This is a genomic window from Parafrankia sp. EAN1pec (genome assembly GCF_000018005.1).
In the GTDB taxonomy this organism is placed as follows: Bacteria; Actinomycetota; Actinomycetes; order Frankiales; family Frankiaceae; genus Parafrankia; species Parafrankia soli.
In genome coordinates this window covers 3,779,303-3,803,616 of record NC_009921.1, presented here as the reverse complement: position 1 = coordinate 3,803,616, position 24,314 = coordinate 3,779,303, and the positions used below count along the sequence as shown (strand labels likewise).

Annotated in this window: 23 protein-coding genes; 14 read left to right on the top strand and 9 right to left on the bottom strand. The window is 69.7% G+C overall.

The features are described from left to right. Window positions 1-269 precede the first annotated feature (269 nt). Window positions 270-1,478, bottom strand: coding sequence for an ABC transporter substrate-binding protein (locus FRANEAN1_RS15630; RefSeq protein WP_157472659.1), 1,209 nt, complete (start codon window positions 1,476-1,478; stop codon window positions 270-272). A gap of 999 nt (window positions 1,479-2,477) precedes the next feature. Here FRANEAN1_RS15630 and FRANEAN1_RS43475 point away from each other — a divergent pair. Both FRANEAN1_RS43475 and FRANEAN1_RS15625 read left to right on the top strand, forming a co-directional pair. Continuing rightward, on the top strand, window positions 2,478-2,627 hold the full coding sequence (locus FRANEAN1_RS43475; protein ID WP_347177159.1) for a hypothetical protein: 150 nt from the start codon (window positions 2,478-2,480) through the stop codon (window positions 2,625-2,627). A gap of 20 nt (window positions 2,628-2,647) precedes the next feature. Continuing rightward, entirely contained in the window at window positions 2,648-3,085 is a 438-nt protein-coding gene (locus tag FRANEAN1_RS15625) for a hypothetical protein (RefSeq protein ID WP_020460769.1), read from the top strand. Window positions 3,086-3,175: 90 nt separating this feature from the next. Here the strand turns inward: FRANEAN1_RS15625 and FRANEAN1_RS15620 are convergent, their stop codons facing one another. Together FRANEAN1_RS15620 and FRANEAN1_RS15615 are read right to left on the bottom strand one after the other, a co-directional pair. Further along, the gene (locus tag FRANEAN1_RS15620; protein WP_020460768.1) at window positions 3,176-4,408 is read right to left on the bottom strand and encodes an ABC transporter substrate-binding protein; all 1,233 of its coding nucleotides are present in this window, start codon (window positions 4,406-4,408) and stop codon (window positions 3,176-3,178) included. A 755-nt stretch (window positions 4,409-5,163) separates the two neighbouring features. Next, entirely contained in the window at window positions 5,164-5,922 is a 759-nt protein-coding gene (locus FRANEAN1_RS15615; RefSeq protein ID WP_020460767.1) for an SDR family oxidoreductase, read from the bottom strand. A 159-nt stretch (window positions 5,923-6,081) separates the two neighbouring features. Between FRANEAN1_RS15615 and FRANEAN1_RS15610 the strand changes: the two genes are divergently transcribed. Beyond that, window positions 6,082-6,705 (top strand): TetR/AcrR family transcriptional regulator, encoded by a 624-nt coding sequence (locus FRANEAN1_RS15610; protein ID WP_020460766.1) that lies wholly within the window; start codon window positions 6,082-6,084, stop codon window positions 6,703-6,705. 35 nt (window positions 6,706-6,740) lie between these two features. On the opposite strand, the gene FRANEAN1_RS15605 is transcribed toward FRANEAN1_RS15610, so the two are convergent. After that, on the bottom strand, window positions 6,741-7,919 hold the full coding sequence (locus FRANEAN1_RS15605; protein ID WP_041254223.1) for an ABC transporter substrate-binding protein: 1,179 nt from the start codon (window positions 7,917-7,919) through the stop codon (window positions 6,741-6,743). A gap of 778 nt (window positions 7,920-8,697) precedes the next feature. Between FRANEAN1_RS15605 and fabG the strand changes: the two genes are divergently transcribed. From fabG to FRANEAN1_RS15585, 4 genes are all read left to right on the top strand, one after another. Then, window positions 8,698-9,471: a 3-oxoacyl-ACP reductase FabG gene (gene fabG / locus FRANEAN1_RS15600; protein ID WP_020460764.1), complete on the top strand. Its 774-nt coding sequence runs from the start codon at window positions 8,698-8,700 to the stop codon at window positions 9,469-9,471. 143 nt (window positions 9,472-9,614) lie between these two features. Next, window positions 9,615-10,196, top strand: coding sequence for a carboxymuconolactone decarboxylase family protein (locus tag FRANEAN1_RS15595; RefSeq protein WP_020460763.1), 582 nt, complete (start codon window positions 9,615-9,617; stop codon window positions 10,194-10,196). Window positions 10,197-10,326: 130 nt separating this feature from the next. Next, entirely contained in the window at window positions 10,327-10,845 is a 519-nt protein-coding gene (locus FRANEAN1_RS15590; RefSeq protein WP_020460762.1) for a VOC family protein, read from the top strand. Window positions 10,846-11,205: 360 nt separating this feature from the next. After that, window positions 11,206-12,315 (top strand): XdhC/CoxI family protein, encoded by a 1,110-nt coding sequence (locus FRANEAN1_RS15585; protein ID WP_020460761.1) that lies wholly within the window; start codon window positions 11,206-11,208, stop codon window positions 12,313-12,315. Between the two features lie 85 nt (window positions 12,316-12,400). On the opposite strand, the gene FRANEAN1_RS15580 is transcribed toward FRANEAN1_RS15585, so the two are convergent. From FRANEAN1_RS15580 to FRANEAN1_RS15565, 4 genes are all read right to left on the bottom strand, one after another. After that, entirely contained in the window at window positions 12,401-14,770 is a 2,370-nt protein-coding gene (locus FRANEAN1_RS15580; protein ID WP_020460760.1) for a xanthine dehydrogenase family protein molybdopterin-binding subunit, read from the bottom strand. 142 nt (window positions 14,771-14,912) lie between these two features. Next, a complete protein-coding gene (locus FRANEAN1_RS15575; RefSeq protein ID WP_020460759.1) occupies window positions 14,913-15,626 on the bottom strand; it encodes an SRPBCC family protein in 714 nt (237 codons plus the stop codon). A gap of 166 nt (window positions 15,627-15,792) precedes the next feature. Next, window positions 15,793-16,263, bottom strand: coding sequence for a (2Fe-2S)-binding protein (locus FRANEAN1_RS15570; protein WP_041254221.1), 471 nt, complete (start codon window positions 16,261-16,263; stop codon window positions 15,793-15,795). Further along, window positions 16,256-17,131: an FAD binding domain-containing protein gene (locus tag FRANEAN1_RS15565; RefSeq protein WP_020460757.1), complete on the bottom strand. Its 876-nt coding sequence runs from the start codon at window positions 17,129-17,131 to the stop codon at window positions 16,256-16,258. Before FRANEAN1_RS15565 ends, FRANEAN1_RS15570 begins: the two co-directional genes overlap by 8 nt. Before the next feature lie 458 nt (window positions 17,132-17,589). On the opposite strand from FRANEAN1_RS15565, the gene mftA reads away from it, so the two are divergent. From mftA to mftR, 7 genes are all read left to right on the top strand, one after another. Continuing rightward, on the top strand, window positions 17,590-17,724 hold the full coding sequence (gene mftA / locus FRANEAN1_RS43470; RefSeq protein WP_063748346.1) for a mycofactocin precursor MftA: 135 nt from the start codon (window positions 17,590-17,592) through the stop codon (window positions 17,722-17,724). Continuing rightward, entirely contained in the window at window positions 17,714-18,040 is a 327-nt protein-coding gene (mftB, locus tag FRANEAN1_RS15560) for a mycofactocin biosynthesis chaperone MftB (protein ID WP_347177158.1), read from the top strand. The genes mftA and mftB overlap by 11 nt, the downstream gene beginning before the upstream one ends. Beyond that, on the top strand, window positions 18,037-19,275 hold the full coding sequence (mftC, locus tag FRANEAN1_RS15555; RefSeq protein WP_020460755.1) for a mycofactocin radical SAM maturase: 1,239 nt from the start codon (window positions 18,037-18,039) through the stop codon (window positions 19,273-19,275). The genes mftB and mftC overlap by 4 nt, the downstream gene beginning before the upstream one ends. Before the next feature lie 75 nt (window positions 19,276-19,350). Beyond that, window positions 19,351-20,535 carry a pre-mycofactocin synthase MftD gene (gene mftD / locus FRANEAN1_RS15550; protein ID WP_020460754.1) on the top strand — a complete coding sequence of 395 codons (1,185 nt, stop codon included), beginning with the start codon at window positions 19,351-19,353 and terminating at the stop codon, window positions 20,533-20,535. Next, the gene (gene mftE, locus FRANEAN1_RS15545; protein ID WP_020460753.1) at window positions 20,532-21,344 is read left to right on the top strand and encodes a mycofactocin biosynthesis peptidyl-dipeptidase MftE; all 813 of its coding nucleotides are present in this window, start codon (window positions 20,532-20,534) and stop codon (window positions 21,342-21,344) included. The genes mftD and mftE overlap by 4 nt, the downstream gene beginning before the upstream one ends. Beyond that, complete coding sequence (locus FRANEAN1_RS15540; RefSeq protein WP_020460752.1) at window positions 21,341-21,943, top strand: SDR family oxidoreductase; 603 nt, start codon at window positions 21,341-21,343, stop codon at window positions 21,941-21,943. Before mftE ends, FRANEAN1_RS15540 begins: the two co-directional genes overlap by 4 nt. A 54-nt stretch (window positions 21,944-21,997) precedes the next feature. Next, the gene (gene mftR, locus FRANEAN1_RS15535; protein ID WP_020460751.1) at window positions 21,998-22,627 is read left to right on the top strand and encodes a mycofactocin system transcriptional regulator; all 630 of its coding nucleotides are present in this window, start codon (window positions 21,998-22,000) and stop codon (window positions 22,625-22,627) included. 3 nt (window positions 22,628-22,630) lie between these two features. Here mftR and moaA read toward each other — a convergent pair whose 3' ends face one another. After that, the gene (moaA, locus tag FRANEAN1_RS15530) at window positions 22,631-23,626 is read right to left on the bottom strand and encodes a GTP 3',8-cyclase MoaA (protein WP_020460750.1); all 996 of its coding nucleotides are present in this window, start codon (window positions 23,624-23,626) and stop codon (window positions 22,631-22,633) included. Window positions 23,627-24,314: the final 688 nt, after the last annotated feature.

The window sequence follows — 24,314 nt, the reverse complement described above, 5'->3', positions numbered from 1 at the left end:
GGCTCGGGCGGACGCGGGTCGCGCGAGATCTCACCAGCTTTTCCCTTCGACGAATCGGCTTTCGAACATTCCCCGAGCGCATCTCCTGCTCATACGGACCACCACCGCCGAACGACCGCGAAGACGCCGACGGCGGAAAGTGTTGGCAGTTACGTACCGTCCGACCCCGCCATGGCCGACCCCCGGCGCGGCAGAGCAGGCCGGTAGGTGATCTCCACGCCACGTCGGCCGGCCCGCCCACGGCGTGGGCGGGCCGGCCTGGCCGCCCGTCAGGACGAGAGCGTGACCTTCTCGTCGGTCAGGTCGCCGCAGATGGGGATAGCGTCGGGGACGGGCTTGAACGTGCTGCCGTCCAGTCTGCTCATGAACAGGCACTCGCCGGTCGAGATCTTCTTCTGGCTGAGGTCGTACTTCGTGGCCCCGTAGAGGCCGAGGCCGTCCCAGTCATGGATTCCGGCGAGCGCCTTGGTGAGCGATGCCGGCGTCGGATCCGCGCCAGCCGCCTTGAGAGCCCGGACGAGCAGACCGACCGAGATGTACCCGTTGTAATGCGCGAGCGTCGGCGCCCCGGTGATCCCCGCTTCTTTCAGGTCGCTCTGGAACTGCTTGGTAGCGGCTGTCTGCATCTCGACGGGCTGGTATCCGAGGGAGAAGTAGACACCCTGAGCCGCTCGCCGCGCGCCCGGGCCAGCCTGCGCCAGGTCACCGCCATAGCCGGTGGGCAGCAGCGCCACCTTGATGTCCACGCCCTGCTGTTCCAGGCCGGAGATGAGAGCGAAGGCGGTGTTCGGGTCGACCGCGGCGAAGAAGGAATCGATCTTGGCTTCCTTCATGGCCAGCACTGTCGGACCGACATCGGTGCTACCGAACGGGAGCTGCGCGTTGACGTAGCCTATTTTGACACCCGCGAGTCTGGCCGACTCCGCCGTCTCGAGCGCCGAGGCCTGCGACTGGGGCGAGACCGAGTAACCGATCGAGGCGATGCTGGTCGCCCCCTTCGACTTGAAGAACTCGCCCATCGTCGTCGTGACTTCTTTGTCGATCGTCGGCCCGGTGATCGAGAACATGTTCGGGGACGTGAACCACTCTCGGCCGTCCTGGGCGAAACCGATGACCGGGACCTTCTGAGCGGTGAGGTAGGAAGCCGCGGAGAACGTGATCGCCGAGTGGGCGATCACGGCGAACACGTGATCCTGCGTGACCAGCTTCTGCGCGGCCGAGAGCGCGGTCGTCGGATTCGTCGCCGTGTCGGCCACGATGTACTTGATCTTGATTCCCTCGCGCTCGGCGTAGTACGTCCCCGCCTTGACGCCCTCGACGCTGGTCTCGTTCCCGGACGCCGCCGGGCCCGTGATATCGGCTAAGACCCCGATCGTGTAGGTCTTGCCACCCTGCGCCTCCGCATCACCACCACTCCCGTCCGACGACGAGCCGCCGCAGCCGGCAGCCGCCACCAGCACCGCAACGGCACCCGCCATCGCGACAAATGATCTTAATCGTCTCTGGATCACAGTGTCCCCTAGTCCATTCGATGGCGCTCGCTGGATCCGTCAGCAGTTCGCGGGAACGGCCCAGGCAGCCCCGGGGCGCAGGCCGGGACCACCGATGCAGGCAACGCCGGCGCCGCGTGGCCGCAAGCCCGGCGGACCACGGCGCACGGCGTCGCCATCGCCGCCCCGCACCCGCCGCCCGACTCCTCCCACCAACCGTGCGAAACGAGCGTATAGCCTGCCGACATCGCCACTGAACGGCTGTATAGCTCTAACGCCCCAGGTCTGTCAACGGCCAGCACTAACAACCCGATCAGGCCGGGCCCACCACCGCAGCGAACGGTCTCGGCGCCAGTTCACCCTGACCCCTTAACGAGCGCTTAGCAACCTGCTAGAATCGGCAGATCATGGTCAGCAGAGTGGGTATGGCGTTTCGCGACCGGGGCCATACCTCCCAGCCGCCCGGCCCCGCACCAACTTTCGCGACAGGTGGCGTGCCGCATTGCCATGCAGTCGCTCGGCGGAGCAGTGGCCGGCACAACGCCGGACGCCGCACCGCCGCCTCTCAGGATCACCGGCCCGCCCTGGCCGGAACGGCGGACGTGGCCGCCGAGTCCAGTTGGCGGAACCTCACGGAGGCCGAGTTCGACGAGCTGGCCGCGAAAGGCAAGCCCGCCTCCTTCATTTTCCATGTTCCCCAGCACCGAGAACCGGGCCATGGCAGGAAACGTCAAGGGTGGCTCCGGGCGCCATCGGCAGCAGGAACGTCGGCGGCCTCACCCTTCACGGCGCCGGCTCGCTGCTGACCGAGGAACTGTGGTCAGAAGGTAGGGGCGCTCGGCGGCACCGGGAGCCACACAGAATCAGTGGTCGAGTCGTTCCTCGGCGGGGCCGAGGAACGACTCGACCACAGCTGTGTCTGTCCCCGTGTGTCGGCTCGGCCACGCCACCACGCGGCGGCGTGGCCGCCTCGGTCAGAATGGTGGCGTGGTCAGCCCGCGCCGCGTCGGCACCGACAACTCGCACACCCGCGAGCTTCTACTCAACGTCACCGGGCGGCTGATGCTGCGTGAGGGCTATGCCTCCGTAAGCTCGCGCAGCGTCGCCAAGAGGCGGCCGGCGTCACGCCGGCCCTGATCCATTATTACTTCCCGACGTTGGACGACTTGTTCCTGGCTGTGCTGCGGCGCGGCGCCGAGAGGAACCTCTCCCGGCAGACCGAGGCGTTTGCCGGAACTCATCCGCTGCGCGCACTGTGGGAGCTCAGTGTCGAACCGAGCCGCACCGGGCTGCTCACCGAGTTCATGGCCCTCGCCAACCACCGCAAGAGTATCCGGGACGAGATCGCCGAGTACTCGAGGCGGTTCCGCCGCCAGCAGGCCGAACTCCTCGCCAGCCGGCTGCCGGACTATGGCATCGACCCGAACGAAGTCCCGCCCGCCACACTGCTCTTCCTGATCGGCGTGGTCTCCCGTGGTTTCGTTGCCGAAGGCATGCTGGGGCTCAACGACGGCCACGACGAAACGCGGGAACTCGTGGAACGCCTGCTTCGGCGGGCCGAGGGCGACGCTCCCGGCACCCGCGACGATTCCTGAACTGGCCCCCGCCGTCCCGCAGTGGCCACAGCCGACGGGCCCCCTGCCCGCAAGCGCGAGCCAGGGCCCGTCGGCATCCCGGTCGCCAGGTCAGGCCGCGGGCTTGACCTGCCTTCCGGGGACCATGCGCCCGCACGCCGGAAGCACTCCCTCGACAGGGACGAACTCGCTGCCCTTGAGCTGCGCGACGTACAGGCACTCACCCTTGCCGTTTGTACCGATCTTGGGGGCGTTGATGTCAAGCCCGGTGTCGAACAGGCCCAGCGCATCCCAGTCGTGGATGCTCTCCAGCGCCGTGGTGAGAGACGCCCTGCTCGGGTCGGCGCCCGCCGCCTTGAGGCCACGGATCAGCAGGCCGACAGAGGTGTAGCCGTTGTACTGGGCGAATGTCGGTTCGTCGGTGATGCCGGCTTCCTTGAGGTCTGCCTGGAACTGCTTCGTGGCGGCGGTCTTCATCTCGACGGGCTGGTAGGGCAACGTGAAGTACACGCCGTCCGCCTCGTCCAGCGCACCAGGGCCGGCCTGGAGCAGGTCCCCACCGTAGCCCGTCGGCAGTAGAGCCGCCTTGATGTCGACCCCCTGCTGGCGCAGGCCCTTGATCAGCGCGAAGGCCGTGTTCGGGTCGACCGTCGCGGTGAAGCCGTCAATGCCGGCTTCCTTCATGGCCAGCACCGCGGGCCCGACGTCGGTGCCACCGAACGGGAACTGCGTGTTGAGGTAGCCGATCTTGAGGCCAACCTCCTTCGCGGACTCGGCCGCGAGGCCCGCGGCGACCTGGGAGCCCGGTGAGACGGCGTACGCGAGCGAGGCGACGTTGGTCGCGCCCAGCTTCTTGAAGATCTCGCCCATCGTCGTGGTGACATCACCGGTCGGGTAGGGACCGGTGATCGGGAACATGTTCGGCGCCGTGTTCCACTCCGGGCCGTCCTGGGGCATGCCGATCACGGGGATCTTCTGGGCGGTGAGGAAAGGAGCAGCCGAGTACGCGATGGCCGAGGCCGCGATGACGGCAAACACATGATCCTGCGTGACCAGCTTCTGCGCCGCCGAAAGCGCGGTGGTCGGATTCGTCGCCGTGTCGGCCACCACATACTTGATCGTGTAGCCCTCGCGCGCGGCGTAGTAGACCCCCGCCTTGACGCCGTCGACGCTGCTCTCGTTCCCGGAAGCGGCCGGGCCGGTGACGTCGGTCAACACACCGACCGTGTAGGTCCTGCCGTCACTGCCGCCGTCCGACGACGAACCGCCGCAGGCGGCGACCGCCACCAGCACCGCCGCGGCACCCGCCGCCACGGAGACCAGGCGCTTACGTTTTTGGAACATGCTTTCCCCTCATACTGTCCGTGCTCTCGCACCGGCTTGTGTGCGGTTCATCGGAATGCAGGCACCGGCCGGAGTCGGCGTCCGGTGCGGGCCTGCATCTGCACCGCCGTGACCTCGCCGAGTTATTTACGGAGAACCTCGCCGTGGGCGCCCTTCGCGGGTTCCGCCAGATCACTGCGCCGTCGGCAGAGGATCGGACAGTTCTCGGCGAGGTGCAGCGCGACGGACGCGCCACCGGATCATGATCATGGATACATCGGCCTTCCGGACCAGGAGGAGCCCACCGAGGACCTCGGTCAACCGTCCTGGGGACCAGCCCGCACAGGGTCCACGCCGCCAGTCGACCCCGGCGGCCAGCCACTTCGCGCGGCGGTCAGCCGTAGCCGGATCGCCGTCGTCAGCAGCGCTCACTCACCCCATCCTGATGCAGCACCCGCCGCTCCAACTCCACACGACGCTAAACGATCGATCAGCAATCCACTCAACACAATACTAAACGGACGTTTAGCGTCGACGGCAGGCATGTCGGCGGATATGGCACGGAACACCGGGGGTCGTCCCCGCGCCGGTCGCGGTCACCTCGTACACGTCCGGTCGGCACCCAACCGGGGCGATGGCGCGACCAGGCGTCCCCGCCGGCCGCAAGCGCACCGAAGCCACGGCGGTCAACCCACGCCTCGGGCCGGCGACGGACCATCGGCCCGAAGATCGCTTCTGGCGCGGGGCGCCCTCCCGCGGTGGCAGCCACCCTGTAGTCAGACCTGGGCGGTGCCGCCGTCGACGAAGAGCTCGGCGCCATGGATGTAGCTCGCCTCCGCACTGGCGAGGAAGACCGCGGCCGCGGCGATCTCCTTGGGCTGTGCGATGCGCCCCAGTGGGCTCGAGGATCCGATCGCCGCCAGCTGAGCTTCCACCCCGTCGGATCCGACCGCGCCGGCCAGCGCCTCACGCAGAGCCTCTGTGTCGACGGCACCGGGGCTGATGACGTTGATCCTGATCCCTGATCCCGCGGTCTCCTGGATCCAGGAGCGTACGAAGTTCCGAACCGCCGCCTTGGAACCACCGTAGAGGCTCAGGCCGAAGGAGCCACGGATGGTGGCGGTCGAGGCGATCACTGTGATCGTCCCGCCCGGGCGCATCAGCGGAAACGCCTTCTGCACGCTGTGCAGCACACCCTTCACGTTGATGGCGAAGGTCTGGTCGAAATCCTCGTCGGTGATCGCACCGAGTTCGGCGTGACGACCCATGCCGGCGTTCGCGACGACCGTGTCGAGGCGACCGTGCCGCTCACTCACGTACGCGAACACGGCATCCATTTCCGCCGAGCTCGCGACGTCGGCGCGTACCCCCGAGGCACGCTCGCCCAGGGCGGCGACCGCGTCGTCAAGCTGCTGCTGACGACGGCCGGTGATGACCACCCTCGCCTCACGCGCGACGAGTTCCTGAGCGACGGCGAAGCCGATGCCCGCCGTACCTCCGGTGACGACAGCCACCGAGTCCCGCATGCCGGCCATGTCATATCCCCTCGAGGAAGGACGCCGCTCGCCGTGCGCCAGGCTGGGCGGCGGGCGCCGCTAGAGTCGACGCAGCGGACAACTGTCCGCTATCGCCGGAGACCATACCGGACAGTTGTCCGCTTATCGAAGGGCGGGCCGACCGTAGGACGGAAGACCATGACCGAGCGGCCAACCACCGGCGGGCACCCTCCCATGCGGCGCGCGGACGCGGAGCAGAACCGGGCACGCATCCTCGACGCCGCCCGCGCCGCGTTCGAAGAGTCCGAGGACGCGTCGATGCACACGATCGCCCGACTGGCCGGCGTCGGACAGGGCACTTTGTACCGTCACTTTCCCACCCGGGAGGCGCTCGTCCTGGCTGTTCACCGGCGCCGCGTCCAGACGCTGATCGACGCGCCCGCACAGCTGGCGGCGACGCATCCGCCGCTGGTCGCTCTCCGCAGATGGCTCGACATCCTGGCTGCCTGCGGGCAGAACTTCGCCGGCCTCGGACAGGCCCTGCTCGCCTCCTCCGCCGCGCAACTGTGCGCGGAGGGCTATCAACCGGTCGTGGACGCCTCCGACCTCATGCTGCGGACGGGGCAGGCCGCGGGGCAGATCCGTGCCGATGTCGACGCCGAGGACCTGCTGCTGCTCGTCAGCTTCCTCTGGCGCGCTGACCGCGGCGACGAGGACGCCGCCCGCTCCAGCCACCTGCTCGACATCGTTGTCGACGCCGTCCGGTCGGGGCCGCAGGTGTCGCCGACCGGTCCCACAACTCTGCACCGGGACCGGCCATGACCGAGAACGAAGGCGACCCCGCGGCACGAGCGCCGCTAACTCCCCGTGCTGTTGGCGCAGAGGCGTTCCCGGGTGACCTGGAACGCCGAGCCGGTCTGGTCGATCTGCACGAAGGCGTTGCATTCGAGGAGCTGATGGGGGTTGGTGGCGAGGTTGACGGGCTCGATCAGACCGCCGGCGTCGTAGTCGGTCACCTTGCGGAGAGCCTCGATGAAGCCCTGCCGGGTGGGGCAGGGGCCGGCGAGTTCGAGTCCACGCAGCAGCAGATCGGTGTCGATGTAGGCGTACATGGAGAACTGCTGTTCGGGGAGGACGACCTCGGGGGCGAACTTCACCATGGCCGCCTGGTAGCGCTCGATCGCGGCACCACCGGCCTCGAAGGGGCGGAAGTAGACCGGGAACGACACACCGGCCAGCGCCGGGCCCAACGTGGCGAGGTTCGCGCGGTCATAGCCGGCGAGCGAGACGCTGGCCTTGAGGTTGAGCCGCGCTGTGCGCACGCCGTCCATGACCCGGGCGAAGTCGTCGGGGGTGGTCAGGCCGATCAGCGCGTCGGCGCCGCTCGCGGCGATCTGCTGGGCGATTCGGATCTGACTGTCACCGCCGCTGGAATAGGGAATCGTCGCGACCGTGGCGAGCCCCGCCGATTCGATGCCGGCCGCGTACTGCCCGGCGTAGGTCATCGTGTACGCCGCGTTGCCTGTGGTGACGATCGCGACCTTCGTTCCGCCCGCGGCCTGGATGTACCGGCCGACGGTCTGCGGTGAGGTCCCGTAGTTGTGCGAGAACATGTTCGGGTGCTCGGCCCAGGTGGGATCCGCCAGCCCCACGACCGGGACACCCTGCGACCCCAGCTCGTCGATCGAGCCACTACTCGACGTCGTGATCATCAGCAGCCCGAACACCGACCCGTCACGAACCAGATCCTTGGCCACCTCGGCGTTCGTCGACGGCGACGCCTCGTCGTCACGCCATTCGTAGCGGACCTGACGCCCGTGGACACCACCCGCCTCGTTCGCCAGACCGAGCCGCCCCTCCACACCCGCCCGCGCCGCCGAGAACGCCTCATGCCCGGCACCCGAATCGGAGTACACCAGACCGATCCGCACCTCACCGGCGGACACACCCGGACCGACACAGGCCCCACCCACGGCGGCCTGGCCCTCCGCGCCGGAGCAGGCACCTAACGTGGCCGCCGCGACCACGACCGTCATTCCCAGCAAAACGGACAAAAATCGCTGACGCACTTCATTTTCCCCCTGTCGTAACGCGAAGCAACGATCCCGGCGCGCCCGGCTGACCCAATCTCGACCTACTGGTCGGCCCACGAAGTCGCCCGCGAGACGATCTGACAGATTTTGGCGAGATGGTAGCAGCAGCCCGCATCAAGCCGGCAAACACATTTGACGCCTCTCCATTTCACCCGTACGGCGACCGCGATCGGCAGGGAGTGTCGATGCGCCAGCTCCGACGTCACTCTTAAATTCCGGAGATCATCGGCCGACACGCTCCCCAAGGCGCCACATCTGGGCCGACCCGACATATTAACGACCGTTCAGCATGCTGGAACGCCCGTCGTTGCGCGACGTAGGTCACAGCGCCTGCCGCACCCTCGCAGGCACGCATCGTCGACGCGACGATAAACGGACGTTCAATACAGACATCGGTCAGACGTCAAAAACTGCGAACACCCAACCGCGACCGGCGTGCGCGTAGCGGGCCGACGCCGCTCCACCCGCGCGGGCAGGGCGCTCCCTCCACCCTGCGACGCCCGCACACCCGCACACCCGCACACCCGCCCCGAGACTCACCCTCGGCCCGCACGGCCGGCCGTGCGGGCGGCCGGCCGTGCGGGCGGCCATATACGGCGCGAGGCCCTCGGCCGGCGCGGCCACCGCGCGACAGGGAAGCCGGCCTCGACGCGCGACGGACCAGCAGAGCACCCAAGGATTCTCTTGCTACCGAGCCCCACCGTCTGTACGGTCGTTCAGCATGAATCCGTTTCCGGCGTGGGAGGAATCCCGGACCGCCATCGTCACCGGCGGTGGCTCGGGCATCGGGCTGGCGATCAGCAGGCGGCTGGCGGCCGAAGGCGCATCGGTAGCCGTGTGGGACCTCGACGGCGCCACGGCAAAGGCGGCGGCAGTCGCGATCGAGGAAGCAGGTGGGCGGGCGGTCGCTCTCACGGTCGATGTCGCGGATCGGTCACGGATCGAGGAGGCGGTCTCCGAGGTGCGCACGCTGTTGGGCCCCGCGACGATCCTCGTGAACAACGCAGGCATCTCGCCGTTCGAGCGCTTCCTGAAAATCAGCAGGGAGTCCTACGATCGGGTGTTCGCGGTGAACATGCGCGGCACGTTCGACTGCTGTCAGGCGGTCGTCCCGGACATGGTGGAGGCCGGCTGGGGGCGCATCGTGAACATCGCTTCCTCCGCCGGCCAGACCGGTAATGCACTGCAGTCGCACTACGCAGCCACCAAGGCCGGGGTCATCGGACTCACCCGATCGCTGGCGAAGGAGCTCGGGCCCAAGGGCATAACCGTCAACGCCATCCCGCCGAGCTTCATCGACACACCCACGCTGCGCAGCAGCAGCGAAGCCGGCTTCCTGGGCGACGGCGTCGACATCCACGTACGGACGACGCCGGTACGACGGGTGGGCCGGGCGGAGGACATCGCCGCGGCGTGCGCCTACCTGGTACGCGACGAGACGAGCTTCGTCACCGGCCAGGTTCTCGGCGTCAACGGGGGCCGGACGATCGGCTGACGATCCGCACGTTCATCACTCCAGGAAACCAGCGCGGATGCGCGGAGCAACCACCAGCAAGGGGCGTGACGCCGGATGCCACGGACGCTGACACAGAGCACGGTTCGGGCCTGCGCCCGGGGCCGACACCTAAAGGAGAGCTGATGCCACGTATCGACCCGCTGCAGCCGAGAGCGTGGTCATCCGGGATGCTCGAGGCGCTGGCGCAGATCGACCCGAGGACACACGGCAAGCCTCAGCCCGAACTCTCGAACCGGCCGTCGGGACGCGACGTTCTCTCCTACTTCGCCCGTCATCCCGATCTTGCCCATGCCTTCTTCCACTTCAACGGGCATGTGCTTTTCGGAAGCACACTCACCGCGCGCCAGGTGGAAATTCTTGCCCTGCGGGTCGCGGCGCGCCGTCAGTTCACCTACCTGTGGGCGCACCATCTGTTCGCCGCCCGCGAGGCGGGCCTGACCCAGCAGGAGATCGGGCAGATCGTCTTCGGCCCCGCGGCTCCGTTCCTCGACCCGCTGGATCGGGCCCTGCTGTGCGCGGTCGACGAACTGATCGAAGGGGGCAGCATCTCGACCCACACGTGGGAGCAGCTCGCGGAGCGGCTCGACGAGAAGCAGCTACTCGACATCATCTTCACGATCGGCTGCTACGAGACCGTCGGCTCGTTCACGCACACCCTCGGCCTCGTGCCCGACCCCGAGATCCCGGGATTGCTGGCGCAATGAGCTCAGCACCGCCGGTTCACCCCGACTCCACCGACAATCTGATCCGCGCGAGCCTGTCCGGGCGCCTCCGCCGCTACGCCGGCAGGCAGAGGAACATCCAGACCGTCCGTGCGGCGGCTAGGAGCATCCAGTGACCGCAAAGGACATCAGCGCGCTGCTCGGCCGCTTCGGAGCGAGCGTCTTCCAGACCGCCTGGGTTGTCGCCGACATCGAACAGGCGAAGAAGGCCATGCAGGAGACTCTCGGCTGCGGCGAGTTCGCCGAGTTCCGCATGGAGCAGAAATGGAACCTGCGTGGCGAGCGGGTCTCGGGCGGACTCTCGCTCGGCTACGCTCGAGCCGGCAACATGCAGGTCGAGCTCATGCAGCCGCTCGCGGGCACCACCATCCAGCACGAGTTCCTCGCCGAGCACGGGGCCGGCCCGCACCACTACGGCCTCATGGTCGCCAACCTCGCGGAGTCCGTCGCGGCCGCCGAGAGCCTGGGTTTCGCCGAGACGATGTCCGGCCGGTTCGGCAGCGTCCGGGTCTCCTTCATCGACACCTACGCCGAGATCGGCGTCTACACCGAGTTCATCGAGGACCCTGACAACCTGTACTGGACGACCAAGGCATGGCGCGACAGCCTTGATCAGGTCCCCGTTTCCTAGCTGGTACAGATCGTCGCCGATCGCCGTACCTTGACCAGGCCCGGCCCGTTCAGCACGGACTGATTCTGCTCGGGTCGAGGACCTGGGCGAAGGCACGAGACCGCAAGGGCCGGCGGGTCGGCTGCGGGGCGCGCTCGGGCCCTGCGGGTGCGGGGTGTCACCGCCGGCACCAGCCGGCTCGCCGCGATGGCGGAGGCGGTGACCCACCTCGACGCCACGCGGACGGAGGCGCGCCGGGTGGCGGACGGGAGGGCTTTTCCCCGACCGCGCCGGGAATGGCGGCGGCCCTCCCCCACATCGACGACCTGCTCGCCGGGCACACCTTCGACGCATTCCGGAAACCGGCCGAGGTGATCTTCCATGCATGACGTACTCGACGACATCGAACGGTGGTGGAGGGCCGGCGACACGGCGGGTGTGGCCACCGTGGTCGGGACGTGGAAGTCGGCGCCCCGTCAGCCCGGCGCCGCCATGGTCGTCGGCCCCGACGGCACAGCCGCGGGCAGCGTGTCCGGGGGATGCGTCGAAGGTGACGTCTACGAGCTCGCCGGCCACAGCCGCTCGACCCTGGTGCCGGTGCTGCGGCGCTACGGCGTCAGCGATGACGACGCCTTCTCCGTGGGCCTCACCTGTGGGGGGACCATCGAGGTCTTCGTCGAGCCCGTGAGCCGCCGGACATTCCCGGAATTCGGGGATGTCGTCACCGAAATCCGGGCCGGGCGCCCGGTGGCGGTCGTCACCCTGATCAGCGGCGCGACGAGCAGTCCCGTCGGGGCCCGGCTCGTCATCCGGCCCGACTCGGTCACGGGATCACTCGGCACGTCCCGCCTCGACGCCGCCGTGCGCGACGACGCTCGCGGCCTGCTCGAACGCGGTGCCACCACGATTCTGCGCTACGGGCCACACGGCGAGCGCCGCGGCACCGACATCGCCGTATTCGTCGCCTCCTACGCGCCGCGCCCGCGGATGATCGTGTTCGGTGCGATCGACTTCGCCGCCGCGGTGGCCCGGGTGGGATCCTTCCTCGGCTATCGGGTGACGGTCTGCGACGCGCGTGCGACGTTCGCGACCAGGAAGCGATTCCCGGAGGCGGACGAGGTCGTCGTGGAGTGGCCGCACCGGTACCTGACCCGCACCGACGTCAACGAACGCACAGTGATCTGCGTCCTGACACACGATCCGAAGTTCGACATCCCGTTGCTGGAGATCGCGCTGCGGACGCCGCTCGCATACCTCGGCGCCATGGGTTCCCGGCGTACGAACGACGACCGAATCATGCGTCTCAAGGAACTGGGCTTCACCGACGACGAACTCGCCCGGCTGCACGCGCCCATCGGCCTCGACATCGGCGGCCGCACTCCGGAGGAGACCGCGATCTCCATAGCCGCCGAGATCATCGCGGCCCGGTGGGGTGGCACCGGTGTCCGGCTGAGTGATGTCTCCGGCCCCATCCACCACGGCGATCTGTAGGGCCCGCCCCGGAGGCCTCGGACCACGGCTGCGGCCGTGGTCCGTCGGCCCGGGCGCGGTGGACGCGCCCGGGGACGAACTGTCTTCAGTGAGGCTGCTGGTCCTCCTGGCCGGACTTCCCCTCGTCGAGAAGCGCGACAATCGTCGCGGGCGTGAGCGGAAGGTGGGTGATGGAGACCCCGAACGGCGCGAGCGCGTCGGCGACCGCGTTGATGACTGCCGGGGGCGCGCCGATCGCGCCGCCCTCACCGGCGCCTTTGTAGCCGCCCGGCCCCGGTCCCGGGGTCTCGAGGTGCACGTGCTCGATGAGCGGCATCTCGGCGATGGTCGGCAACAGGTAGTCGATGAACGTCGTCGCGACCGGGTTGCCGTCCTCGTCATAGGCCAGGTCCTCGTAGAGAGCCCCGCCGATGCCCTGCACGGTTCCACCGTCGACCTGGCCCTCGACGATGCTCGGGTTGATCCGCGGGCCGCAGTCCTCGCTGACGAGGTACCGAAGGAAGGTCACGACCCCGGTCTCCGTGTCCACCTCGCAGGTACAGATGTGCGTGGCGTTGGCCCACAGCATCGGCGCCTGCGCCTGATACCGGCCGCTGACTTCCAATCCGGGCTGCACACCGGGCGGCAGCCCGGCGGGATCGAAATACGCGACATTCGCGATCTCGGCGAGCGACATGCCGATCGAGGGGGTACCACGCACATTGGCCCGCCCGTCCGCGAGCTCGATGTCCTCGGCCGCCGCCTCCAGACGGTGCGCCGCGATGGCGATGATGCGCTCGCGTAGTTCGCCCGCGGTGACTCCGACCGCCCCGGCGATCATCGAACCGCTGCGACTGCCGCCGGTGCCCCCGCCGAAGGGCGTGACGGCGGTGTCTCCCTGGATCGTGTTGACGTCCCTGATGTCGACACCCAGCGCGTCGGCCGCGATCTGTACGGCGGTGGTCTCCAGGCTGTTGCCCGTCGATCCGCCAGCGAGGTACACGTTGACCGTGCCACTCGGCTCGATGCGGATCGTGGCGCCCTCGGTCGCGTAGAAGGACATCCCGGTCGTGGTGGGCTCCACGTAGCTGCACGTCCCGATACCGATGTACCGGCCGTTCGCCCTGGCCTCGGCCTGCTCACGGCGGAACGCGTCGTAGTCGAAGTGCTCCAGTGCCTTCTCGAACACCTCACGCGGGGACATGTGGTCGTACGGCATGCCGCACGGGTTCACGTACGGCAGGTCCGCGCGGGCCAGGAAGTTGCGCCGGCGCAGCTCGACCGGGTCGAGGCCCATCCGGCGCGCGGCGACGTCCAGCAGTACCTCGCGAGCGACCGACTCGTACTGCCACGGCCCCCGGTAGGCGCCACGACCCAGCGTGTTCGAGAACACCGACGCCGACGACCACGCCGCGACCGGGATGCGGTACGGCCCGGGGAACATCATGCAGACCGCCACCGCGGTACCCACCGGCCACGGTGTGGGGTAGGAACCCACGTCCTGGACATGGTCGATCTGCGCCGCGACGATCCTGCCCTCCGCGTCGAACGCGAGACGGGCGGCACCGTGCTCGTGGCGGGCCGAGTTCGCGGCCATGAGGTTCTCGCGCCGGTCCTCGATCCACTTCAGCGCCGCGGGAACCTTCCGGGCGGCGAGCAGCATGCACATGTCCTCGCGCATCGGGTTGACCTTCTGCCCGAAGCCCCCGCCCGCGTCCCGCATGATCACGCGAACCCGGTTCTCCGGCAGGCCGAGGTACCGCGCGGCGAAGGCCCGCAGCTCATGGGGGGCCTGGGACGCCGCCCAGATCGTGAGCTCGCCACCCGACCACTCCACGACGATCCCGCGGGTCTCCATCGGGACGGGCGCGTACCCCTGCTGGTAGATCGTCTCCTCGACGACGAACGCCGCGCCGGCGCACGCCTCGTCGACCCGCCCCTGGTCGCCGCCTTTGAGTAGTCCGGCCCGGTTGTTCTGGTAGGCCTCGTGCACGAGCTCGGTCGACTCCTGGGCGCTGATGTAGGAGGCGACCGGAGGCAGCGGGTCGTAATCCACCTCCACCAGCTCAACCGCGTCCTCCGCGATGTAGCGGTCCTCCGCGATGACGAGGGCCACCGGGTCGCCGACGAAGCGGACCTCGTCCTGGGCCAGCGCCGGCCGCGGGGTGTCCGGGACGTCGCGACCGATGATCCCGAACCAGTGCTCGTGGACGCCCGGGTTGAGATCCTCGGCCACGAACACGGCGTGCACGCCCTCGAGCTCCAACGCCGACGACGCGTCGATGCCGATGATGCGCGCGCGGGCGAACGGGCTGCGTACAAAGCACGCGTGCAGCATCCCCGGCCGCTTGACATCGTCGACATAGGTGCCCTGGCCGGTAAGCAGCCGCGGGTCCTCGACCCGGTTCACGCGGGTGCCCGCGTACCGCGCGGCGGTCGGCGTGGCGGCGGCTGTCGTGACAGTGGAGTTCCCCATGACGCCTTCCGGAACGAACGGTGGTGGAAAAGAGGAGCACGCCGCCTGTCACTACGCCGGATGCGTGCGGGCCCGGGGCCCCCTGCCCCGAGTGGTGAGAGCAATGCCTGGACGGATCAGGGAGGCCTGGCGCGCCCTCCACTCAGCCGCGCCCCCGGCGGAACAGCGAGCTCAGCAGCCAGCCCATGAGGAAGGCTACGAGAACCGGGGCGAGGCGCTTGACGACCGGTGCGCCGGCGGTGTCGAGCAGGTTGACGGGCTCGGGCTCGGGCTGATGGATGACGCGCGTGGCGGAAGCAGCCTCGGCGGGTACCGATGGGAGCCCGGGGCCGGGGACGACGGGCGCGGCCGGCGCCGGTGTGGCCGGCTCGCTCACCGTGACCGCTACCGGCGCAGTCGTCGGGGCGGTGTCGCCGCGGAGTACGGTCGATTCGAGGGACTCGGCGAAGCGCCCGAGCAGGTTGGTGCTGACGTCGCTGATCACTCCGCGACCGAACTGGGCGACCTTCCCGGTGATGCGCAGGTCGGTCAGCACGTTGACCTGGGTGCCGGCACCGTCAGGGGTCAACGTCACGGTGATCGTCGCCGACGCGTTGCCCTGGCCACGTGTCTCCCGGCCATCGGCCTTCAGGACGGCCCGGTGGGCCGACTCGTCACGCTCGAGGAAGACCGCGGTGCCCTTGTACTGAGCGGAAACCGGGCCGACCTTGACCTTCACGATGCCGCGGTACTCCTCACCCTCCACCTCCTGCAGCTGGGCTCCCGGCAGGCAGGGCGCGATGCGTTCGAGGTCGGTGAGGACCGACCAGGTGGTGGCCGGGCTCGCGTCGACGCGGAACTCGTTACTCAGATCCATGATCTCATCCAGTGGCAGAGAGAGTGCCCACGACCTGGGCGGACGTTGGTGAACAGGCCGGCCCCCGGGACGGGGCCGGCGGAGACGTGTGGCCGAGCGGCGCGGCACCCGCCCGGGGCCGGGTGGCAGGCCTCCCCACCAGGTCGGCGGTACGACCGACACATGGTCACGGCGTCTTTCCGGCCGCGGCCCGGACCGCCTTGAAGATCCCCTGGTAGCCGGTGCAGCGGCAGATGTTGCCGGACAGGCCGGCGCGGATCTCCTCGTCGGTCGGGTCGGGGTTGTCCCGCAGCAGCGCGGTGACCGACACGACGAAACCCGGCGTGCAGAACCCGCACTGCAGGCCGTGGTTCTCCTGGAAGGCCACCTGCACCGGCGAGAGGTCGTCAGGAGAGCCGAGGCCTTCGATCGTGGTGACCTCGGAGCCGTCGGCCTGCACCGCGAGGACGAGGCACGCGCGCACCGCCGCGCCGTCCAGCAGCACCGTGCAGGCACCGCACACCCCGTGCTCGCAGCCGAGGTGCGTGCCGGTCAGATGGCAGTGCTCCCGCAGGAAGTCCGCGAGCGTGAGTCGTGGCTCCACCAGGCCGCGGCGTTGCGTACCGTTAACGCGCAGCCTGATCTGGACTTCATCCATCGTGAGCCTCCCGGACCGCGCGCTGCCAGGCTCGGGCGACCATCACGGCCCCGACCCGTCGGCGGTAGTCGGCCGATCCGTGCAGATCGGTCGGAACGGACTTGAGTGTCGACACGGCGGCCCGTCCGACCTCGACGGGGTCGATCTCGCTGGCCGCGGCGCCGGCCACGGCCGCTTCCGCGACCGCGGCGCGCTCGGGCGTGGACCCCAGCCCGAGCAGCCCGATACCGCAGCGACGGACGCGGTCGTCGCCGTCGAGTTCGACGGCGACGACCGCGCCGGCGACGGCGAAGTCACCGTGACGACGGGCGAGCTCCTCGACGGCATGGCCGGCCCGGCCGTGCCAGGTCGGGAAGGTCACGGCGGTGAGGATCTCGTCGTCGTCGAGGGCCGTGCTCCAGGTGCCGAGGAAGAACTTCTCGGCGGGGATGGTGCGCGCCCCACGCGGTGAGACGGTCTCCAGCTGCGCGTCGAGGGCGAGCGCCACCGAGGGGAACTCGGCCGCGGGATCGGCGTGGGCGATCGCGCCGCCGATCGTGCCTCGGTTGCGGATCTGGAAGTGGCCGATCAGCGGCGCGGCGCGGGCCAGCAGCGGCACGGTCCTGGCAAGGTCGGCGGACGACTCCACAGCGGCATGGGTCGTGGCGGCGCCGATACGAACGGCGTCGCCCTGTTGGTCGATGCCGGCCAACTCGGGTATGCGGCCGAGGTCGACGAGGTGATCGAAGACGGCGAGTCGCATCGCGAGCATGGGGATCAGGCTCTGACCGCCGGCCAGGACCTTCGCGCTGTCGCCGTGCTCGGCGAGCAGAGCGAGCGCCTCAGCGAGGGTGGACGGCGCATGGTACGCGAACCGTGACGCTTTCATCGCCGCAACAGCTCCGGAATCATTGGGCCGGCCTCGGTCCCCGGCGAGCCGAGGAACCAGGCCGTGGTCTCGTGGGCACCGGCGGGCGGCTGCCCGGGTCTGCCAGGCGGCCGATTCCCGGACTACCACCGCCGGCAGAGGTGGTTCCAGGTATGGATCATGCCATCACCACACTCGCACTGAACGACCGTACAGGGACACCGAGGGACCGTACAAGGCCCACCGGAGACGGGCAAGCGGGCCAGCCGACCCCCGACTCGGACTCGACCGCCGTGCCAGACAAGCACACAACAAGGATCATGTCGAGCCGGCGAAGTCGACCCCGCGACACCGAGGGAGCCGGCCCCGATGATCTTTATTACGCAGGCAGCAGAGGCTCTTTATTTTGACCATAGGTGCCATTAAAGTGGCAACGGCGTGGGCTTCCCACGGAGGAAGCGCCGACGGAAGGAGACATCGTGCAGGGATCCACCGGGCCGGTCGGGGTCAGTGAGAGCGCCGAGCCGATCGACGAGGCCGTGGCGCAGCCGTTGGTCGAGGAGGAGCTGTTGATCGAGGAGGTGTCGATCGACGGCATGTGCGGTGTCTACTGACACCGTGGCCGGCGGCCGGCCGCCGGTCACCTCCGCGGACCTCGACGAGGCGTGGGAGCTGTCCCGGTCGGTGGCGCTGCGCCCCGAACCGTTCGGGGCGCTGGCCTACCACTTCGGGAACCGGCGGCTGATCTTCCTCAAACGCCGGGAGCTGGTGGACGTCGTCCGTGGCCTGGGCGACGCGCCTGATGTCCGGACCGCACTGACCAGGGCGGGTGTGCCGGCAGGGCAGTGGGCCGCCTACGTCCGGGCGCTGCGCGGTCTCGCCGAGGCCGACGTCATCCGCCATCGCGACCCCGTGGGAGAAACCGGATGACCGCCGGCACCGACCTCACCCCCGTCTCCCTCGTGCAGCGGTTCGAGCGCGGGCTGACCGCGCCGATCTGCATGACCTGGGAGCTGACCTACGCCTGCAACCTGTCGTGCGTGCACTGCCTGTCCGCGTCGGGCCGGCGTGACCCGCGCGAGCTGGGCACCGCGCAGTGCGAGGCGGTCATCGACGAGCTCCGGGCGATGCGGGTCTTCTACGTCAACATCGGCGGCGGTGAGCCGACCGTCCGCCCGGACTTCTGGCATCTGCTCGACTACGCGGTCGACCACCAGGTCGGGGTGAAGTTCTCCACCAACGGCGTGCGCATCGACCTGCCCCGGGCCCGCCGGCTCGCGGCCACCGACTATGTCGACGTCCAGGTGTCGCTGGACGGCGCGACCGCGGAGGTCAACGACCGGGTGCGCGGCCGGGGATCGTTCGACCTGGCCGTGCGGGCGCTGGACAACCTGGCCACCGCCGGCTTCCGGGACGCGAAAGTCTCCGTCGTGGTCACCCGGGACAACGTCGGCCAGCTCGACGAGTTCAAGCGCCTCGCCGACGACCGCGGGGCGACCCTACGGCTGACCCGGCTGCGCCCGTCGGGGCGCGGCGCGGACGTGTGGGACGACCTGCACCCGACGGCCCACCAGCAGCGCGAGCTGTACGACTGGCTGGTGCGGGCCGGCGAGAACGTGCTCACCGGCGACTCGTTCTTCCACCTGGCCGGCTTCGGCGAGACCCTGCCCGGGCTGAACATGTGCGGGGCGGGCCGGGTGGTGTGCCTCATCGACCCGGTCGGCGACGTCTACGCCTGCCCGTTCACCATCCACGAGACGTTCCGGGCCGGCAACATCCTCACCGACGGCGGTTTCGCCCAGGTGTGGTCGACCAGCGAGCTGTTCCAGCGGCTGCGCGAGCCGCAGAGCGGCGGTGCCTGCTCGTCCTGCGGGTTCTACGACAGCTGCCGGGGCGGGTGCATGGCGGCCAAGTTCTTCACCGGCCTGCCCCTGGACGGCCCGGACCCCGAGTGCGTCCAGGGCCACGGGCAGGACGCGCTGGCCGATCCGCAGCGGATCGTCCCGGCGCTGAGCCTCGACCACTCGCACCGGACCGGCTGCGGCACCGGGGAGTCCCCCCGCGAGCCGGTGCTGGTCCAGATCGGGCACCGCCCCGCTCCGGCGGCCCCGCCGGTCTCGGCCTGCGCCGAGAGCCCGCTGGCCGGGTTCACCCCCGCCGGCTGAGCCGCGATCACACCCGGCCGCTCCGTGGGAGCCGCCGCGAAAGGTCTCCCACGGGAGCGCCACGAAAGGCAGAGCATGGCCAGCACATGGTTCGAGTCGGTCGCCGAGGCACAGCGGCGGGCGCGGCGCAGGCTGCCGAAGTCGGTGTACAGCGCGCTGCTGGCCGGTTCGGAGGCGGGCGTGTCGTACCGGGACAACACCGCGGCGTTCGACGAGCTCGGTTTCGCCCCGCACGTGGCGGGGCTGTCCCCCAAGCGTGACCAGCAGACCACGGTCCTGGGCCAGCCGATCTCCCTACCGGTGATCATCTCCCCGACCGGGGTGCAGGCGGTGCACCCCGACGGCGAGGTGGCGGTGGCGCGGGCCGCCGCTGCGCGCGGCACCGCCATGGGCCTGTCCTCGTTCGCCAGCAAGCCGATCGAACAGGTCATCGCCGCCAACCCGCAGACGTTCTACCAGACCTACTGGATGGGCACCCGGGACTGGATGATCCGGCGGCTGGAACACGCCCACCGGGCCGGGGCGGTCGGCCTGATCGTCACCCTGGACTGGTCGTTCTCGCACAGCCGCGACTGGGGCAGCCCGTGGATCCCCGAACGGCTCGACCTGAAGACCATGGTCAAGCTGGCGCCCCAGGGCGTGACCCGGCCCGCGTGGCTGCTCCAGTACCTGCGCACCGGCAAGCTGCCCGACCTGAGCGTGCCGAACCTGGCCGAACCCGGCCAGGAGGCCCCGGTGTTCTTCGGCGCGTACGGCGAGTGGATGCAGACACCCCCGCCGAGCTGGGAGGACATCGCCTGGCTGCGCCAGCAGTGGGACGGGCCGTTCCTGCTCAAGGGTGTCTCCCGGGTGGACGACGCCCGCCGCGCCCGCGACGCCGGGGTCAGCGCGATCTCGGTCTCCAACCACGGCGGCAACAACCTCGACAGCACTCCGGCCCCGATCCGGGCCCTGGCCGCGGTCGTGGACGCGGTCGGTACCGACGTCGAGGTGCTCATGGACGGCGGCATCCGCCGGGGCGGGGACGTCGTGAAGGCACTCGCGCTCGGCGCGCGGGCGGTCATGATCGGCCGCGCCTACCTGTGGGGCCTGGCCGCCGGCGGGCAGGCCGGGGTCGAGAACGTCCTGGACGTCCTGCGCAACGGGATCGACTCCGCCCTGCTGTCCCTGGGGCACTCCTCCATCCACGAACTGACCCCGGACGACGTCCTGGTACCCGACGGCTTCCCCCGCGCGCTCGGCGCGGCGCCCGCGCGATGACCACCGACGCGGGCCCGACGGACCCGCCGGGCGCGGGCCGGACCGGTCTGTCCGGGCAGGCCTGGACCGACATCGCCGGCCGGCCACTCGTCCTGGTGCCGGTGGGGTCCTTCGAGCAGCACGGGCCGCACCTGCCCCTGGTCACCGACACCACGATCGCGGTTGCGGTGGCCGAGGGGGCGGCGCGGCTCCTCCTGCGGCGGCGCCCCGCCGAGCCGGTCCTGGTCGCGCCGCCTCTCACCTACACCGCCAGCGGTGAGCACCAGTCGTTCGCGGGCACGATCTCCATCGGCGGCCCGGTCCTGCACCTGGTGCTGGTCGAGCTGATCCGCTCGATGTCCGCCTGGGCCGGCCCGGTGGTGTTCGTCAACGCCCACGGCGGCAACCTGCGCGGCCTCACCGACGCCGTCACCCAGCTGCGCGAGGAACGACACGACGTGGCATGGGTGCCGTGCGCCGCCACCGGCACTGCCGACACCGCCAGAGCCTGCTCCGCCGCCGGGGACGCGCACGCCGGGTTCACCGAGACCTCGCTCATGCTCCACCTGGCTCCCGACCAGGTCGACATGACCCGGGCCGCCGCCGGCAACACCACCTCCCTCGACGAGCTGCTGCCCGCCCTCGTCACCGGCGGACTGGCCGCCGTCGCCCCGTCCGGCGTGCTCGGCGACCCGACCGCCGCCACCGCCCAGGACGGCGAACGCATCCTGCGGCGGATGGTCGGAGACGTGTGCGAGCTGATCCACGACGGCGAGGCCGGCGCCGACGGGCGCCTACGCCCGCCCCGGCCCGCGGCCGTGCGGCCGTGAGCGCCCTGTGCCGGCAGGGCCACCGCGTCGTCGCCGTGGACAGCTGCGCCGGCGACGCCCCGGCGAACCTGCCAGGCGTCACCTACCCGCTGGCCAGCAAGGACGAGCTGGAATCGCTGCGCGACGAGTTCCCCGACCAGGTACTCACCGTGGTGGCCGACGTGCGGGACCGTGCCGCCCTGGGCGTCTGGAACACCGCCGCGGCCTGCGTGCCCCACATGCTGACCGGTCCCGACCCCTCCGGCTGCCGGTTCGTCGCCGTCGCCTCGGCCGCCGGGTCATGCGGCCTGTTCCACCTGACCGGCTACAACATGGTCAAGCATGCCGTCATCGGCCTCGTGCGGGGGCTGGCCGCCGACCTCACCGGGACCGGGGTCGCCGCCATCGCGGTCTCCCCCGGCTCGACCCGCACCGAGATGCTGGCGGCCACGGCCGCGCTGTACGAGCTCGACGACGTCGAGCACTTCACCGCCTCGCAGCTCACCGGCCGGCTGATCGACCCGGCCGAGGTCGCCGAGACCATCGCGTTCTGCTGCTCCGTCGCCGGGGGTGTCCTCACAGGCTCCGTGGTCAGCGCCGAGGGCGGGTTCCGCGGGTGAGCACCCGGCTCCCGCCCATGCCGAGTGCGGAGGGCGACCCGGCGCGATCCGCGGATGTCACAGCGCCCATATCTTGTACGCGTGGCCACCCCGTCGAAACGACCGAAGGGCCGTCCACCCGTCACCGATCACGCCGCGATCGAGCGGGCGGCCTTCGTGGTGTTCACCGAACGGGGGTTCGACGCCACCACGCTGGACGCGATCGCCGAGGCCGCGGGAGTCGGGCGCAGGACACTGCTCAGGTACTACCCGTCCAAGAACGACATTCCCTGGGGGCAGTTCGACGAGAGCCTCCTCGACCTCCAGAAGTCCCTGGCCGCCATGCCTCGTGACATCCCCGTCCACGTGGCCGTGCACCGCGCGGTGCTCGCCTTCAACCACGTCGGTCCCGACGCCGTAGCCCAGCACCGGCAACGGATGACACTGCTACTCAGAACACCCACACTGCAGGCCCACTCCGCTCTCAAGTACCGGCGGTGGCGCGAGGTCATCGCCTCCTACGTCGCCGAACGTCACGGCCTGATCGCGGACGACCTGCTGCCGCGCACCGTGGGCCAGGTCACCCTCGCGCTCGCCCTGTCCGCCTACGAACAGTGGCTGGAACACGAGGACAGGACGATCGGGGAGATTCTCGACGAAGCCCTGCGCGGACTCCGGGGATACTTCACCGAGTCGCCACCGTGACCGTCACCCGCCGATGGCGGACATGGGACGAGCCGGTTGAACGAATCCGGGGACGTCGATGCCGTGCCCGGCCCGTTTCGCCCGCACCGCCCGCACCCACCGGGCCGCGATCTCCTCGTCGTCAGCCCCAGACCTCAGGGGGGTCCGCAGATCCGACTCGGTCCGGGCGAACAGGCAGTCGCGTACCTGCCCGTCAGCTGTGAGCCGGACTCGGTCACACGCCGCGCAGAACGGCGCCGACACCGAGGCGATCACCCCGACCTGCCCGGGGCCCGCGTCGATCGTGAAAAGTTCGGCCGGCGCGTTGCCGCGCCCGGGTGCGGGGGTGAGGGTGAACTCCGCGGCCAGCCGGTCCAAGATCTCCGCCGCGGTCACCATCTGCTCCCGTCGCCAGCCGCCCTGGGCGTCGAGCGGCATCTGCTCGATGAACCGCAGCTCGTAGCCTCGGTCCAGGCACCAGTGCAGTAGCGGGACGGCCTCGTCGTCGTTGACTCCCCGCATCAGCACCGCGTTCACCTTCACCGGGGCGAATCCCGCCCGTGCCGCGGCTTCCAGACCCGCGAACACGTCGTCCAGGCGGTGACGGCGGGTGATCTCACCAAACCGGTCCGGACGCAGCGTGTCCAGCGACACGTTCACCCGGTCCATGCCTGCCGCCGCCAGTGCTCCGGCCAGCCCTCCGGAGCCGCCCAGAAGCAGGCCGTTCGTCGTCAGCGCCACCTCCGGCCGCGGTACCAGGGCGGTTATCGCCTGCACCAGGGACACCAGCCCCGGCCGCAGTGTGGGCTCGCCCCCGGTCAACCGGATCTCGGTCACCCCGAGCCTTGTCACCGCAATCGCGACCAGGCGTAACACCTCACTGTCCGTGAGGATTTCCGGCCGCGGCAGCCAGGCCAGGCCTTCGGCGGGCATGCAGTAGGTGCAACGCAGGTTGCAACGGTCGGTCAGCGACACCCGTAGGTCGGTCGCGACTCGCCCGTACGAGTCGGCGAGCTGCATTCGGATGATTCTACGTGTCCATTCCCACGATTTTCACTGATGATTCCGTCAACTCGAGCAGATCCACGAGATCCATCTACCAGGACTCTATCGAACGGGTGTTTAGCACAAATCCTTGGCGACCGTCAAGCGCCGAGCCTCCCGGCAGTACACGGATGACCGCGCCTCGCCGGGCGCGGCGGCGGAAGCGAATCCTGGAGTTGACCGCCCGGCGGGCACCCCCGAGCCGAACGATCATCCACCACAGTCCCGATCATGAGATGACGCGCGACGACCACCTCTCGCCGGGGCGTCGACCATCTTCTTTTTCGCCATGGGTGTCATTATTCTTGGCCGTGGGCGTTCGATCCTGCCGGGAGCGACCTCGCCAGGTCACCCGCGCGCATCGGGCTGGACACTGACGTCGCACGCCGGAGGAGATCTGGATCTCCATCGCCACCAGAGCGTCGCGGCGCACGGGAGCGACGAGCTCCGGACCTGTTCACTGCTACAGAAGAGGCTTTAAACACGATGAGTGCCGGAACCACAACCATCACGCGCCATATGTTGCCGGACCGGATTCGGCGACGACGGCCGCAGCTCGAGAGACATGGCGGTGGTAGTTCGAACCGAGTGAGGATCACCGGCGAATCCGGCTTCTTCCCCAGCGACCGTCGCAACGGGCATGGTTTCTGAGTCGCCCGCCTCC